The organism is Beduini sp., from assembly GCF_047239305.1.
In the GTDB taxonomy this organism is placed as follows: Bacteria; Bacillota_I; Bacilli_A; order Erysipelotrichales; family Coprobacillaceae; genus Beduini.
Map to the genome: position 1 here is coordinate 277671 of NZ_JBKTEM010000001.1, position 14072 is coordinate 291742.

General features: G+C 32.6%; 15 protein-coding genes. 7 read left to right on the forward strand and 8 right to left on the reverse strand.

The window, feature by feature from the left end:
• Window positions 1-61: 61 nt before the first annotated feature.
• The gene (locus ACLRVU_RS01450) at window positions 62-313 is read left to right on the forward strand and encodes a kinase to dihydroxyacetone kinase (protein WP_412890385.1); all 252 of its coding nucleotides are present in this window, start codon (window positions 62-64) and stop codon (window positions 311-313) included.
• 3 nt (window positions 314-316) lie between these two features.
• Window positions 317-529 (forward strand): hypothetical protein, encoded by a 213-nt coding sequence (locus ACLRVU_RS01455; RefSeq protein ID WP_412890386.1) that lies wholly within the window; start codon window positions 317-319, stop codon window positions 527-529.
• A gap of 164 nt (window positions 530-693) precedes the next feature.
• Here the strand turns inward: ACLRVU_RS01455 and ACLRVU_RS01460 are convergent, their stop codons facing one another.
• On the reverse strand, window positions 694-1542 hold the full coding sequence (locus tag ACLRVU_RS01460; RefSeq protein WP_412890387.1) for an AraC family transcriptional regulator: 849 nt from the start codon (window positions 1540-1542) through the stop codon (window positions 694-696).
• A 99-nt stretch (window positions 1543-1641) separates the two neighbouring features.
• Between ACLRVU_RS01460 and ACLRVU_RS01465 the strand changes: the two genes are divergently transcribed.
• Both ACLRVU_RS01465 and ACLRVU_RS01470 read left to right on the forward strand, forming a co-directional pair.
• On the forward strand, window positions 1642-2154 hold the full coding sequence (locus ACLRVU_RS01465) for an SOS response-associated peptidase (RefSeq protein WP_412890388.1): 513 nt from the start codon (window positions 1642-1644) through the stop codon (window positions 2152-2154).
• 10 nt (window positions 2155-2164) lie between these two features.
• On the forward strand, window positions 2165-3058 hold the full coding sequence (locus ACLRVU_RS01470; RefSeq protein WP_412890389.1) for a carbohydrate kinase family protein: 894 nt from the start codon (window positions 2165-2167) through the stop codon (window positions 3056-3058).
• Window positions 3059-3104: 46 nt separating this feature from the next.
• On the opposite strand, the gene ACLRVU_RS01475 is transcribed toward ACLRVU_RS01470, so the two are convergent.
• The 7 genes from ACLRVU_RS01475 to ACLRVU_RS01505 all read right to left on the reverse strand — a co-directional run bounded on the left by ACLRVU_RS01475 (window position 3105) and on the right by ACLRVU_RS01505 (window position 11307).
• Window positions 3105-3671 (reverse strand): hypothetical protein, encoded by a 567-nt coding sequence (locus tag ACLRVU_RS01475; RefSeq protein ID WP_412890390.1) that lies wholly within the window; start codon window positions 3669-3671, stop codon window positions 3105-3107.
• A 294-nt stretch (window positions 3672-3965) separates the two neighbouring features.
• Window positions 3966-5135, reverse strand: a complete 1170-nt coding sequence (locus tag ACLRVU_RS01480; protein ID WP_412890391.1) for a hypothetical protein — start codon at window positions 5133-5135, stop codon at window positions 3966-3968.
• Window positions 5135-5302: a hypothetical protein gene (locus ACLRVU_RS01485; RefSeq protein ID WP_412890392.1), complete on the reverse strand. Its 168-nt coding sequence runs from the start codon at window positions 5300-5302 to the stop codon at window positions 5135-5137. Before ACLRVU_RS01485 ends, ACLRVU_RS01480 begins: the two co-directional genes overlap by 1 nt.
• An 881-nt stretch (window positions 5303-6183) precedes the next feature.
• Window positions 6184-7113, reverse strand: a complete 930-nt coding sequence (locus ACLRVU_RS01490; RefSeq protein ID WP_412890393.1) for a hypothetical protein — start codon at window positions 7111-7113, stop codon at window positions 6184-6186.
• An 817-nt stretch (window positions 7114-7930) separates the two neighbouring features.
• Window positions 7931-9943: a sensor histidine kinase gene (locus ACLRVU_RS01495; protein WP_412890394.1), complete on the reverse strand. Its 2013-nt coding sequence runs from the start codon at window positions 9941-9943 to the stop codon at window positions 7931-7933.
• 12 nt (window positions 9944-9955) lie between these two features.
• Window positions 9956-10654 carry a response regulator transcription factor gene (locus ACLRVU_RS01500; protein WP_147553145.1) on the reverse strand — a complete coding sequence of 233 codons (699 nt, stop codon included), beginning with the start codon at window positions 10652-10654 and terminating at the stop codon, window positions 9956-9958.
• 92 nt (window positions 10655-10746) lie between these two features.
• Entirely contained in the window at window positions 10747-11307 is a 561-nt protein-coding gene (locus ACLRVU_RS01505) for a DNA-3-methyladenine glycosylase I (RefSeq protein WP_147553147.1), read from the reverse strand.
• Window positions 11308-11669: 362 nt separating this feature from the next.
• Between ACLRVU_RS01505 and ACLRVU_RS01510 the strand changes: the two genes are divergently transcribed.
• The 3 genes from ACLRVU_RS01510 to ACLRVU_RS01520 all read left to right on the forward strand — a co-directional run bounded on the left by ACLRVU_RS01510 (window position 11670) and on the right by ACLRVU_RS01520 (window position 13988).
• Window positions 11670-12941 (forward strand): replication-associated recombination protein A, encoded by a 1272-nt coding sequence (locus ACLRVU_RS01510; RefSeq protein ID WP_412890395.1) that lies wholly within the window; start codon window positions 11670-11672, stop codon window positions 12939-12941.
• The gene (locus tag ACLRVU_RS01515; RefSeq protein WP_412890396.1) at window positions 12941-13681 is read left to right on the forward strand and encodes an SDR family NAD(P)-dependent oxidoreductase; all 741 of its coding nucleotides are present in this window, start codon (window positions 12941-12943) and stop codon (window positions 13679-13681) included. The genes ACLRVU_RS01510 and ACLRVU_RS01515 overlap by 1 nt, the downstream gene beginning before the upstream one ends.
• Before the next feature lie 103 nt (window positions 13682-13784).
• Window positions 13785-13988, forward strand: a complete 204-nt coding sequence (locus ACLRVU_RS01520; RefSeq protein WP_147553152.1) for a cold-shock protein — start codon at window positions 13785-13787, stop codon at window positions 13986-13988.
• The last annotated feature ends 84 nt before the right edge of the window (window positions 13989-14072 follow it).

The window sequence follows — 14072 nt, forward strand, 5'->3', positions numbered from 1 at the left end:
CTTGACTTTCTAAAATGGAGTGGTAAAGTTTTTGTAAAGGCTATTTGAAAGGAGTCAGACAATGTTAGAATATAAATATGATACTCAGCTTTTGATTGAAGGAAAAAATCTTGATGAAGATATGATCAATGATTATTTTATCACTCATTTTGCCGGAGACTGCTTGCTGGCAGTAGGCGATGACGAACTGATTAAAATTCATTTTCATACCAATGAGCCTTGGAAAGTATTGGAATATTGTACAACCTTAGGAGAAATCTATGATATTGTGATTGAAGATATGGATCGTCAGTCAAGAGGATTGAAAGGATAAAACATGTGTCAAAGCACATGTTTTTATTTGTGTGAAAAGACTGGTATTCATGTAATTGGCTGTCGATATGGTAAATTAACACCGATGCGTCATAATTTTATTGGTATTAATCCTTTGGAACAGATTCTTAGTTTGAAAGTCATAACAGCTTTTACTTCTCATGTGTATATATTGGATATTTTGTTTGCTTATCTGCTTTATAAAAACTTACAATAAACGTGAGATGGTACTTTGTATATTGTATTTTTCTAATGAAGAACTTAAAAAATAAAGCAATGTCCTTATATAAAGTAATAGATTATTTTATTCAAGGAATCTTGGTAACATTTTAGCTATAAAAAACGGATACAAACTTACTGCTTGTATCCGTCCGAAAAATTTTATTTAATCAAGATTTGCCCCGATTTAAGCTGATTGGATTTTCGATATTGACTTGGAGATGAATCATATGTATGATGAAAAGCTTTGGAAAAAGCTAACTGGTTGGCATAACCGCAAGAATAAGCAATTTGGTTGATCGGAAGATCAGTATCTACGAGCAGATCTCGAGCTCTATTCATACGATATTGAAGTAAAAAACTTTGTGGTGTTGTTTTCAAATGCTTTTTAAAAAGGGCACTTAAATAACTGCGGTTTAATGATAAATAGTCCGCAAGATTCTGAACACTGATTTTATTTTGATAGTTGTTTTGAATAAACTGAATAGCCTTTACTATATAGATATTATTGCTTTTAATAGTATCTTTTTTATTAAAGTACGGCTGATTTTGGGATAAATATGAAAAAAACAAATAAAGCTGTCCCTGAATGAACAGTTCATTGCTGTAGCTCATTTGGTGATGGGTAATCATAGATTCAACACATGACTTAATTTCTTTATCCAATCGACAAGCAATAACATGCTCAATAGAAGAAAAACCACACTGCCGACAGTAATATTCAGCTTTATCTCCATCAAAGCCAATCCATAGATAAGTCCAAGGATCCTTTTCATCAGCATGATAAAATGTCGTATCATCAGGATAGATTAAAAAAGCCTGACCAGCTTCAACAGAATAGATTTTATCATGAACGTGATAATATCCTTTTCCGTTCAAACAATAATGAATCAGATAGTGACTGCGAATCGCAGGTCCGTAAGCATAATTGGCACTGCATTCTTGAATGCCGCAGAACTTCACATTGATTTCATTGAAGGTATCATTTTTTAATTCAAGATAAGAATACATCTCCTTCACCTCTTCACCATTATATCAAAATCTCATTCATAAAGTATAGTGATTTAAAAATGATGGGAATAATGATAGAATAGAAATGAGGTGATCGTAATGTGCGGACAGTTTTATATCATGCTTCATGGTAAGAAACAGACTATCTATCCAAATGATCCATATAAAATCATGATTTATGATCAAAATCAGTTTACTTATCAAAAAGCAAATTGGGGATTTAAAATCAATAAGCGCTCAATTATTAATGCCAGAAGTGAAACATTGCTGACAAAACCTACTTTTATAGAGTTAAAGCACTGCCTGATTATGGCAAATGGATATTATGAATGGGATGCGGCAAAAATGAAAACAGATATTCATTTGAAAGACCATAGCTATTTATATATGGCGGGATTATATCGTTATCAAAAAGACCGCTATGAATATACCATTGTCACAACCAAAGCGAATGCTAGTGTCGATCAGATTCATGACCGCATGCCTTTGATTCTTACGAAAGAAGAAGCGGAATGCTGGGTGCGAGAACAGGAGACTGAACAATTACTTAACGTTATTCCGCCATCTTTGCAGTATGAGCAGGAAATGAGCCAAATTCATTTAGATGTATAGGAGCAAATATATGAAAACATTAGTTATTGGATCCACCGTCTGTGATGTAGTAATCGAAGTTGAACGCATGCCTAAAATTGGTGAAGATGAAAACATCAGACAGCAAAGCCTGCACATTGGTGGTTGTGCCTTTAATGTGAGCAGAATGCTGGCTTTGTTTCAAAGTGCCTATGTTTTATTTACACCAGTGGGGCAAGGTGTCTATGGAGATTTTGTGCGTCAGTATTTTAAACAGGAAAAAATTCCTATCTTATTGGAACCGGCACGTTCAAATGGCTGCTGCTACTGTATCGTCGATCAAAGCGGAGAACGTACTTTTATCTGTGAGCATGGGGCAGAGTATTTTTTTGAAGAAGAATGGTTTGATCGTATTGATACTAAAGATTTTCAGTTTGTTTATATTTGCGGATTGGAAATTGAAGAAACTTCAGGAGATCAGATTATTTCATTTTTAGAGAAGAATCCGCATCTTACTATTTTCTTTGCGCCGGGACCGAGAATCTGCAAGATTGCAAAAGAAAAGATGCAGCGTTTACTGGCATTGCATCCAATTCTTCACTTAAACAAAAGTGAAATTCTCTCTTTCAGTAATCAAAATAGCTTGGAAAAAGCAGTTGAAGAGACTTATTTATTAAATCAAAATACTATTATTGTGACATTGGGAGCAGAGGGGACTTACTATAAAGATGATACAGAAAGCTGTTTTATCCCTACGAAACAGGTGGAACCTGTCGATACGATTGGAGCAGGAGATGGACATATCGGAACGGTTATTGCCTGTCTTAGCCATTCCCTGCCTTTAAAACAAGCGATTCAAGTCGCTAATAGAGTTTCGGGTAAAATCGTTCAAAAAAAAGGAGCGACATTAACCAAGAAAGAATTTGCAGAACTGCATCTAATATAAAAATTGAGCAAAGCAGCTCAATTTTTCTTTACGCTTTATTATGCTGTTATTTAGTCTGCATAACCAAATCCAAAAGATGAATCCTATTTCCTCCACCTAATTTAATTCCTCTTAAACATGAGTTGTGGCAGCATACTGCTAGATTATCTTTATATAGTGCGACTTGTTCTTCCATGAACTGCTTCTGCAATTCTAAAGGTAGGCGAGAGAGTTTACAGTTATCGTATTGATTCCATAAATCTTTCAGCTTATTGTTTTTTGGTTCATAATGCAGTAAACCGCAGAAATCGGCATTTTCTTTTTTGTTATCCAATTCAATGATTTGAATATTCATTTTTATCATAATGCTTCTTACGGCATTATAAGCTTTAGGGTTCTGTGCATCTCTAAAACAATCTTGCAGAACCATTTTTTCTCCTTTGAAATCGGGAAAAATAAAGTTTGAATCCTGATCGATAAATTCCCAAATACTCATTCTTTGAATAGTCGGTTCTTTTCTTTGAATTTCTTCATTGCAGGCTTGACAAACAGTTAGTGCAGTAAAGTCTTTTAATGAGGATAAATCTTCGATTCGACAACATTTTGTATGATTGATGTTGAAGCCTTGTTTCAAGTAGGCTTTTACCTTTTTTTTCTGTAGCAGGGGAGGCTTTCATAAAATTACAGCTTGGATAGTAGATATACATATGCTTCATCTCCTTTACACACTTGATTATATTCAAACTTCGATATTGTTCAATCCAATCAGGAGGACTTTAAACAATGTTTCGTTATTTTAAGAGCATATACCCAGATTTCAGCAACAGTGTTTGAATAAACATTGGTGTAAATAAAAAACTGGATCACAGTGATCCAGTTTAAATGTTTTTTAGTAGAATGACTTGTTTAATTGATTAATGTTGAAAATTTAACTAAAATCAAGTAATTCATTTGCATAATAACAAGCTTCTTTGTATGATTCTATTTTTATTAAATATTTAATTAATAATTTTGTCAAAAACTTATAGCTACCATAAAATTCCGTGCTTTTTTCTGACTTCTGAAATTCTTTTAAATAATCAATGATTTCATTGTAGTTTTGTTTTAATAATTTATCTATCAAAATCAAATAGTTAGCGGCACTTTGATGGAAGAAAATAGCCTTTTTTCCGTTTTCAATCCATTCTTTGCATTTTTCTTTATTTCCTAATTGAAGATAAGAATAAGCATACAAATATGCTGCATTATTGCTGATTTCTTCTCTGTCGATTTCATCAAGTGTAGTGATAACTGCGTTGTAATCTTTCATATACATGATGACAGTAGATAAATACTCTAAAATGTTTGTTTGAACTTTGTCGTTTAAAGCTCTTGCACCCTCTAAGCATTTAGTATAAACATCTTTTGCTGTTTTATAATTTCCTAGTGAACTTAGCACTTTAGCGAAAGTCATTTGATTATATAAATATCTTACATAATTATTAGTTTCTAATAATAATTTTTTTGCTTTATAACAGAACTCCATTGCTTGATCAAGCTTGCCATCAGTTGTATATACAAGTGATGCTATATAATAATTCATTACAACTACATTAGTATCACTTGGATTAGTATTTTTTAATAAATATTCAATCTGTTTTTTTGCTATTGAATTTTGATTACAATAACGATGTAGCACTGCACTAAATTGCATATAATAATGAACTTCAAAACCTGTTTGTGATTCGCAATCATTATAAGAAGCATTGAGGTATTCATCTAATGCAATACTTTCTTTTCTAAATTTTCTTATCGTTACAATATTACTAAATATAATAATCAATAGTTTTTTGTAATTTTTAAGACCCATAAATTTTTCTGTGTAATTGAGAAGGAAAGCAATAAGCTCTTGTTTCTTTTTTTCCATGAAAAAAACATGGTAATAATAATAGTCTTTAAAAGCCTTGTCAAGAATCTTTTCCGTTTCTATTTCAGTGAACTCAATTATTGCTTTTCCTGTGTCTGAGTATAAAAAATTATAGTTAGCCGAATGGACATCTTTATGTATTAACGATGTTTTAAGATCATTGCTAATAATATATTTTTTTATATCTTCCATTAAATAGGTGGATCTCCTTCAATAATTGGTGTCACTTCATACATGCATCCACTTTTAGTCTCAGGATTATAACCGCAGTTTTCGTCATGACTGTGTTGATATCCGGTAATGGAACAAATTGTTAATGCAATCATTAAGCATGTTACTCTTTTTAAAATTTTCTTCATAAATATCCTCCTTTCACTTATTATCTTATCTAATTTTTATTGTCTTGTATACTGTATAAAAAGGTGTAATTTTCTAGTATGTTGCATATTTTTCTAATGTCTGTCATCAAAACGATAAATATTCTTTTATTGTTAAGTAATAATATAAAAAGAGTTTAGTAAATAAATGGATTTAAATCCTTTATCTTCTTAAACTCTTTTGTTAAACTATATTTTTTTGCATGCTTTTATGATTTAAATATTAGGTTTATTTTTAATTGAGACTTTATGAGAATATAAAATTGTAAATATACAATATTGTAAGGCTGAAAAAGCGATCCAAATATAATCGAAATTATATAAGCAGTAATGAATAACTCCAAAAATAATATCAATGATTAAGATATCAGATAAAGTATAGAAAGCTCCTTCTTGCCAACACCATTTTATAATTTGAAATGAATTTAATTGAGTATAATGGTTTACAACAAATAGGGGAAGAAATCTCAATCTATATGAAATATAATAGCCGGGGATTATAAACATTAAGGCTCCGAATCCAATAGTGATAAGCTGTATAAAAGAACAACATACCGCTTTTTTCCAAAACAAGAAAGGACGCTCTATTGACATGGTTTCTTTATAGCAATAATTATAAATATAAACATTTAACGGATTCACTATGAAAATGTAGATGAATATAAAGATTATAAGTAAATGGGTATCTTTCCACCAAGGATAAATTGGATTGGGATTAAAAGGCTGAGAAGTATTACTGTTACTTAGAAATCTGACGGAATTGAATAATAAATAGGATACAAAGCACATGAGTACGGCTTTAAAATAAATACTATATATTTGGTGTGCTTTGTTCCTTATTATTTTTAAAGTACTAAAATACATTAAAATCTAATTCCAGCTAATGTAATGGCATCATTTTGAAAATTTACAAAAGAAAGTATAGTTCCTATTACATCATTTGTAAAAATTGAATACCATATTGCACCAGCTGTTGCTAAAAAGTCAGATTTTCTATCTGCTGTAGTGTATATATATCCACAATATCCACTTACAGAACTAATGTTTGATGATACTTTACATTGTATACTAAAACTTCCAGAAGTAACATAACCTCTTGTTCCTGAAACATCTACACCAACTGGGAAAGAAAACATACATGCACCTTTTTCTCTACTGACACTTGTTGCACTTCTTGAAGTTGTATATTTAGAAGAACCAATATAATAATTATAGTCTATAGTACTACTATAACTATTTGGCGCAGCTGGAGTAGTGCTACTTCCACCGATGTAAGGAGCTGATGTTATTCCATAATTATTATTAACATAGAGATATCCAACATATGTGCCCACATATTCAAAGGATGCGTATACATTATAAAATGAGTAACTTCCGTAATTACTAATTGAATAATTGGCAGAACTATAAATTGTTGGTACGGCAGCTCTAGTCATAGAATCAGAACCATCATAATTTTCTATTGCATATAATTGATCACCAGTATAGCCCATAGATATTAATTCGGGTTCACTTTTTTCTTTTAATTTAAAAATGGAATCTTTTAAGTCGTAAATCGCTTTAATAGTATTCAACTGCTCTTCGTTTAGCATAGAAAATGTATCCATATCTTTTGAAGCATTTGTGACTTGTTTTAATAGAGAATCATAAACATTCTCTTTAGTATTATAAAGTTGACCATTTTCTATATATACTGGTTTAATAATTTCTTCTGCGTGAATAGGTGTCATTATTAACCCGATTGTCATACACATGCTCATTGTAACAACTAAAAATCTTTTTAAAGTTTTCATAATTTAATCTCCTTTTCGTATTCAAAAATGAGACTTCACATTTCTGCTACTAGGAATTATTAAAATCGCTTATTATGTGCATTGGTGATACACCTCCCAGTCTTATTAATATTTCTTTGAATCTATTTATATGTTAACATAGTTTCTTGTTATTTTGTTAATTTCTAAATAGAATGCAACGGTTTTTTGAAAAAACATTTAAATGAAAATAGTTTCTATATCAGGTGAACAAAAAATAGATAGCCCAGATTAAACCGGGCTATCTATTTTTCATATATATTATTAAAATTCTCAATTACCTTGCCATTCACAACTTTAAAAGTATTGGTGTGAGTAGACATGTTGATTTGAATGTTGACCATATATGAAGTTTTATCGATGGTTTTGAAGATATTCAAAGATGTATCATCAGAAAGTTAAAAGATAAACGATACCTTAAAAAAAGGAGGCTAAGTTGCGATATTAAACTTACTGCTAAGAAATTCCTTTTTTAAAGAAGATAGGATATAAGCAAAACAAAATATCCCTGATGGTTTTCATAAAGTATCTAATATCAAAAAACAATGATATTATCAATATAAAATGAAAAACCGAGTCGGGATTACTCGGTTTCTCTTTGCCTTATGATTACAAATTATTATATATATTTTAAGTTTAGGGAAATTAATTGAAAAAACTATTTTGTCTGCTTATTAAGTATTGACTATCCTCCTTTCTATGATTACAGTATAGCAAGAAATGTTGGTTATAATATGTCAGCAATATGGAAAAATTCACATAATTAGATGATGAAAAAAGCTGCCATTGGCAGCCTTCGTTATTTATTAAATACAAGTATTACTTTAAATAAATCACCATCGACACTTACTTGGCAGGTTCCACCTTGAAGTTCGGTAAATGTTTTGGTAATGGCTAAGCCTAAGCCAGAACCTTCACTGTGACGTGAGCTGTCACCTTGAACAAATCGTTCTAATAATTCATTGGCTTCAATACGTATTTCATGTTTACTGATATTCTTTAACGTGATTTCAACTTTATCTTGGGTGTCGATCACATCAATATAAACACGGGTATTTTCCATAGCGTATTTGGATATATTAACCAGTAAATTAGTAATAATACGATAGGTTTTCTGACTGTCCAGTTTCAAAATTGATTTTTCCTGATTAGAGGTAAATTTCAATTGTAAGCCTTGTTTTTCAAAGAGATGATCGTATTCTAAGATCGTCTGTTTAATCAGTGAGATAATATCAATTTCCATTAAATTTAAGGTGATATTTCCTGATGATGCTTTGCTGACTTCAAATAGATCGTTGATAAGATTTTTTAAACGTAAAGCATTGCGATCAATAACAGCAATGTATTCTTTTTTCTTATTGTTATCAAGTTGATCATCTTTGAGTAGATCGGCATACGTCACTATTGATGTTAATGGGGTTTTTAAATCGTGGGAAACGCTGGTAATTAGTTTGGTTTTCATTTTTTCTGAACGAATCTCACTTTCAACGGCATTTTTAAAATCATCACGAATAATATCCATTGAGTCTTTATAAGAATTGAATACCCCTAAATCTGTATTTGTTGTCTTATCAAATTTTCCGAAAGCAATTGAAGAGGTAACCTCTAATAATGACTGATAGTCATTTTTAACTTGATTGGCAACATTAATCATAATGATAAACAGTAAAACACAGTAGATGATCAGTCCAATGACGCCCATCCACATTGGCAGAATGATGATTGCAAAAGCGTTGACAATTACAACTTTAAATAATGTCAGATTATATTTTTCAGCTAAATCGAATTGTTTCATATTATCAAATACAAAATTGGCAACTTGGGCTGTTAAACTTCTTTCTTTTATATAAAGTAAAGGTGGATACTGCAAGAAATATTTAAAGACTAAGACATCCATGAGGAAGATAAACGCTAGAATGGCATAAAGCATGACACTCAATGGATTGTTGTAGAAAAAGTTGCTTGCAATATAACGCGATGAGAAGGTCAGAAAGCCTAATGAGACAATGACCAATATTTCTAATGGAATATCAATGATATTCTGATAGAAAGAAAACTGTCTTAATTTCTTTAACGGTAAACATAATCCTAAAACAGCTAAAACAACAAAACTAAATAATACGGCATTCATGTGATAAGAATAATCTTTATAGAGATATACATTACTATTGTAAGCAACAAGCGATGAAAGATCGGCTGATTTCTCTACCACGAATGTAAATACACGATTCTTTAAAAGTTCAATCGTTTCCTGAGTACCGGTATAATTGGATTGGAAATTATTGCGTATCAGATTTGTATAGGCACTTTTGATTGGAACATTTAAAGATGAAGAAGTTTCGATTGAAATTTCACCTTCCTCATTAAATGTAATTCTGTATACATCACCGCTGGCATTCATTGAAAGATCACCAGAATTAGAATACGTAGAATTGTCTGTAAGATCCAGCATATGATATTTTAAAAATGAATAGTCATATTGAAGATTATCATTTGCTGAGATAATAAAATTATCCATCTGATTAAGCAGATAAGTACTTAAATTCTGCCCGTATAATTGACGTAAATTATGTTCGCTTGGAGCATTAAGATCATAACGGTTATTATAATCAATCGCATAACAGAAACGAAGTAAATCCAATTCAAACGTATAACTCTGTAAATAATCCTTACGAACTTGAATGTTATTGTCCTGCTGTGTATAGCTGTAGCTTTGCACACTGTTCAGGTTGTCATATTGCATAATACCAATACAGCTTGCGATGATCAGGATGAAGGGGAGAAGGAAAACAATGATCGATTTTTTCTTCATAGTATCGTCTCCTTATTGTTTTTCAATTTTATAGCCAATTCCCCATACCACTTTAATATATCGTGGATTCTTAGGATCGATTTCAATCTTTTCTCTTAAATTACGGATGTGAACCATTACGGTATCACTATTGATTGCAATATCATTCCAAACTTTTTCATAAATGGTGTCTGTATCAAAAACGATACCCGGGTTGGACATAAATAAATCTAAGATTTTAAACTCGATAGGTGTCAATTTAGTAAGCTGTCCGTCTACGAAAACTTCCTTTGTGTCTTCATTTAATTCTAAGCCGCCAATGATTTTAACGTTTTCACTGACTACATTTTGACTTTTCATATAGCGCTGATAACGTCGTAAATGAGAATTTACACGTGCCAGTAATTCCATAGGAACAAAAGGTTTTGTCATGTAATCATCAGCTCCCATGTTCAGACCTGTAATTTTATCAATGTCCTCCGATTTAGCGGACAACATGATGACAGGCAGATCATGAGTTTCTCTTAGTTTTAACACCATTGAAATTCCATCCATAACGGGCATCATAATATCAATGATGGCTAAGTGTACGACATTTTGTTCTAAAACATCTAGTCCTTCCTGACCGTTTCCGGCAATTAGAACATGATATCCTTGGTTTTTTAAATAGATTGCGATGGCATTCGCAATTTCCTGCTCGTCTTCAACAACGAGAATCGTTTGGTTATTCATTTTTTTCCCTCACTTATTTTTTCCTGACACCTATAGTATAGGTCAGTTTTATTAATATTCTTTGTAGTAATTATTAAAGATTCTCTTAAGATTTATTGCTGACACTCTTTAAAACAAGGGCAATCAACCAAGTGATCATTTACCATGCCGATAGACTGCATATAAGAATAAATAATCGTTTCTCCCACAAATTTAAATCCGCGTTTTTTAAGATCTTTGCTTATTTCCTTTGATAAAGGGGTAAAAGCGGGGACTTCCTCTAAAGTTGTCCAATGGTTAATAATAGGTTGATGATTGCAGAACTGCCAGATATATGTATCAAAACTGCCGAATTCTTTTTGAACTTCTATAAAAGCTTTGGCATTTGTTATAAGGGCATCAATTTTTCGTCGATTTTTAATCATTGCCGGGTGTACTAAAAGCTCTGCTTTTTTAGAATCGTCATATTCAGCAATTAATTTATAGTCAAAATGATCCAATGCCTCTTGAAGTCCGTCCCATCGTTCTAATATTAACCGCCAGCTTAAGCCGGCTTGCAGTCCCTCTAAAATCAGCATTTCAAATAAAGTATGGTCATCGTGATGCAATCGACACCAATGGTGATCGTGGTATTTTATTTCTTCAGGTGTTTTTGCCCATCCACATCGTTTCATTCTATCACTCCTTTAGTTAATATTATATAGGAAAAACTCTGATAAGCAATCAGTTCATCTTAATTAGGGAGATTATTAACCGATTGTAGATACACATGTGGGCAAAGATGGAATTATGTTATCTGTATAATTGGATTCAGTTTTCATCTAAGAATAACTTCTTCAAAGCGTGGGAGCAGTCAAAAAAAGAAAACGTTGTTAAGATATTTTTATAAGTATTAAATATGGGATGTGAATTTGTTTATTTGACATAAAAGCTAAATTAAGATAGAAGTAGGGGATGAGTAGTTTGATTATAATCCAATAATAAACATACCCAAATCTCTGAAAATAATATATAATATCCAAAGAGGTGATGATAAATGCCATTAGCAGATAAATTGAGACCGGAAACGATAGATGACATTGTGGGACAAAGCCATCTTTTAGGAGAAGGAAGACCCCTAAGAAAGATCATTGAATCAAGGCAGATTCCTAATCTGATTTTTTTTGGTCCACCGGGAGTAGGTAAGACAACAGTAGCAAAGATGATCGCAAAATACAGTGATAAGCAGTATTATAAATTGAATGGGACAACTGCATCTTTGGCAGATATCAAAGCCATTATGGCGGAATCAGAGAGTGTTTATGCTACTCAGGGCATTATTCTCTATTTGGATGAGATACAGTATTTGAATAAAAAACAGCAGCAGTCTTTATTAGAGTATATCGAAGTTGGAAAAATCACGCTGATTGCTTCGACGACCGAAAATCCTTATTTTTATGTGTACAATGCGCTGCTTAGCCGTAGTGCTGTTTTTGAATTTAAATCTGTCAGCGCAGATGAACTATTGCCGGCAATTGATCGTGCCTATCATCATTTAGAACAGGAAAATGATGTTCGTTTTAATATAGAAGAGGATGTAAAATTATATATTGCGAAAACAAGCGGGGGTGATGTAAGAAAAGCTTTAAACTCAGTTGAGTTGTCTTATTTTGCCTGTCGAGGTGAAGATCGGGAAATCCTTATTACTAAGGAAGTAGTGGCACAGCTTGTTCAGCATACCGGTATGAACTTTGATAAAGACGGGGATCAGCATTATGATTTATTGTCGGGACTGCAAAAGTCGATTCGCGGAAGTGATGAAAATGCCGCATTGTTTTATTTAGCGAAGCTGCTAAATGGCGGGGATTTGCTTTCTCCTTGCCGCCGTTTGCTGGTTATTGCAACGGAGGATATCGGAATGGCCTATCCGCAGGCGATTACGATAGTGAAGGCGTGTGTCGATAGTGCTGTTCAATTAGGACTGCCGGAAGCACAGATACCTTTAGCACAGGCGGTCGTTGTTTTGGCAACTGCTCCAAAATCAAATTCTGCTTACAGTGCTATTGCGATGGCGATGCAGGATGTAAGCAGTGGAAAAGGAAGTCGTCTGCCACGATGTATACAAAATGTGCACTATGATGGATTAGGAGAACAAAAGGGACAGAATTATATTTATCCTCATGATTATGTAAACGATTATGTTCATCAAGTTTATATGCCGGAAGATTTAGTAGGACACGTTTATTATCAGCCGTCAAGCAATAAGCATGAACAGCAGATCGCTCAATATTGGAAACAAGTAAAAAGTCAGAAGGATCGAAAAAAATAATGAAAGCAGTTATTACCGGAGCGAGCAGTGGCTTAGGTGCTGCTTTTGCCAGATGGCTGTCGCTGCGGCAGTATACGGTTGTTTTAATCGCACGTCATGAAGAAGATTTACTGCGTTTACAGGCAAAATTACCTAACAAAAGTGAAATTATCGTTGCCGATCTTACGGACAAGACAGATATTTCTAAAGTCTGTGCTTATTTGCAAGTGGAGAAAGTGGATCTGCTCATTAATAATGCAGGGATAGGATGCTATGGAGAATTTTGGAAAATACCGGTCGATCAGGAAAAGACAATGATGGAATTAAATATGCTGGCACCTGCACTTTTAATGAAAAGCTATATTGCGTATCAAAAAACAGGACGAATTTTGAATGTGGCATCTATTGCCGCCAAGCAGACAGACCCCCTGATGGCAGGATATGGGGCTTCTAAAGCATTTTTATTGATGCTGTCTAAAAGCATAAATGTAGAATTGGCTTATTCTTCTAAGGATATCTTGATCCAAACCTGTCTGCCGGGATCTTTCATCTCTGATTTTGATAAACGGGCTAATATTATGCATTCTTTAGCTAAAGAGGGAAGCGATGATATTGCTGGAAAAATCATGCGGGATGTCTTTAAGAATAAAAAAATAATTGTTCCCGGAACAAAAAATAAAGGGGCATATTATTTAGGGAGAATCATTCCTGAAAGAATAATGAATAAAATCGAATATAAGTTGCAGAAGAGCAAGGAATAATAGGGATATCCTACAAAAAGGATTTGCATTTTATGAATAGGTGTAGTATAGTTTAATTGTCGGAAGACATTAGATTATTGAAAGGTTTAAGGTATTATTGAAAATGGCAACAGGAAAAGTTAAAATGTTTAACAAAGAAAAGGGATTTGGATTCATTATCATGGATGGTGGAGACAAAGATGTATTTTTCCATTATTCTCAAATCGTACAAGATGGGTTTAAAACTGTAGACGAAGGTCAAGAAGTTGAATTCGAACTTGTTGAGGGAGATAAGGGATTACAAGCTCGCAACGTAGTTAAATTATAATTAACGAAAAGAAGGGTGTAAGAGAAATCTTACATCTTTTTTTGTTTGTTTTCATTTTTTTTCGTCTTTTTTAACATTGTATCG

What these genes read in the sequence shown, in the direction of transcription:
- ACLRVU_RS01450 (WP_412890385.1), top strand. Translation starts at nt 62, where the DNA reads ATGTTAGAATATAAATATGATACTCAGCTTTTGATTGAAGGAAAAAAT.
- ACLRVU_RS01455 (WP_412890386.1), top strand. Translation starts at nt 317, where the DNA reads ATGTGTCAAAGCACATGTTTTTATTTGTGTGAAAAGACTGGTATTCAT.
- ACLRVU_RS01460 (WP_412890387.1), bottom strand. Translation starts at nt 1,542, where the DNA reads ATGTATTCTTATCTTGAATTAAAAAATGATACCTTCAATGAAATCAAT.
- ACLRVU_RS01465 (WP_412890388.1), top strand. Translation starts at nt 1,642, where the DNA reads ATGTGCGGACAGTTTTATATCATGCTTCATGGTAAGAAACAGACTATC.
- ACLRVU_RS01470 (WP_412890389.1), top strand. Translation starts at nt 2,165, where the DNA reads ATGAAAACATTAGTTATTGGATCCACCGTCTGTGATGTAGTAATCGAA.
- ACLRVU_RS01480 (WP_412890391.1), bottom strand. Translation starts at nt 5,135, where the DNA reads ATGGAAGATATAAAAAAATATATTATTAGCAATGATCTTAAAACATCG.
- ACLRVU_RS01485 (WP_412890392.1), bottom strand. Translation starts at nt 5,302, where the DNA reads ATGAAGAAAATTTTAAAAAGAGTAACATGCTTAATGATTGCATTAACA.
- ACLRVU_RS01490 (WP_412890393.1), bottom strand. Translation starts at nt 7,113, where the DNA reads ATGAAAACTTTAAAAAGATTTTTAGTTGTTACAATGAGCATGTGTATG.
- ACLRVU_RS01495 (WP_412890394.1), bottom strand. Translation starts at nt 9,943, where the DNA reads ATGAAGAAAAAATCGATCATTGTTTTCCTTCTCCCCTTCATCCTGATC.
- ACLRVU_RS01500 (WP_147553145.1), bottom strand. Translation starts at nt 10,654, where the DNA reads ATGAATAACCAAACGATTCTCGTTGTTGAAGACGAGCAGGAAATTGCG.
- ACLRVU_RS01505 (WP_147553147.1), bottom strand. Translation starts at nt 11,307, where the DNA reads ATGAAACGATGTGGATGGGCAAAAACACCTGAAGAAATAAAATACCAC.
- ACLRVU_RS01510 (WP_412890395.1), top strand. Translation starts at nt 11,670, where the DNA reads ATGCCATTAGCAGATAAATTGAGACCGGAAACGATAGATGACATTGTG.
- ACLRVU_RS01515 (WP_412890396.1), top strand. Translation starts at nt 12,941, where the DNA reads ATGAAAGCAGTTATTACCGGAGCGAGCAGTGGCTTAGGTGCTGCTTTT.
- ACLRVU_RS01520 (WP_147553152.1), top strand. Translation starts at nt 13,785, where the DNA reads ATGGCAACAGGAAAAGTTAAAATGTTTAACAAAGAAAAGGGATTTGGA.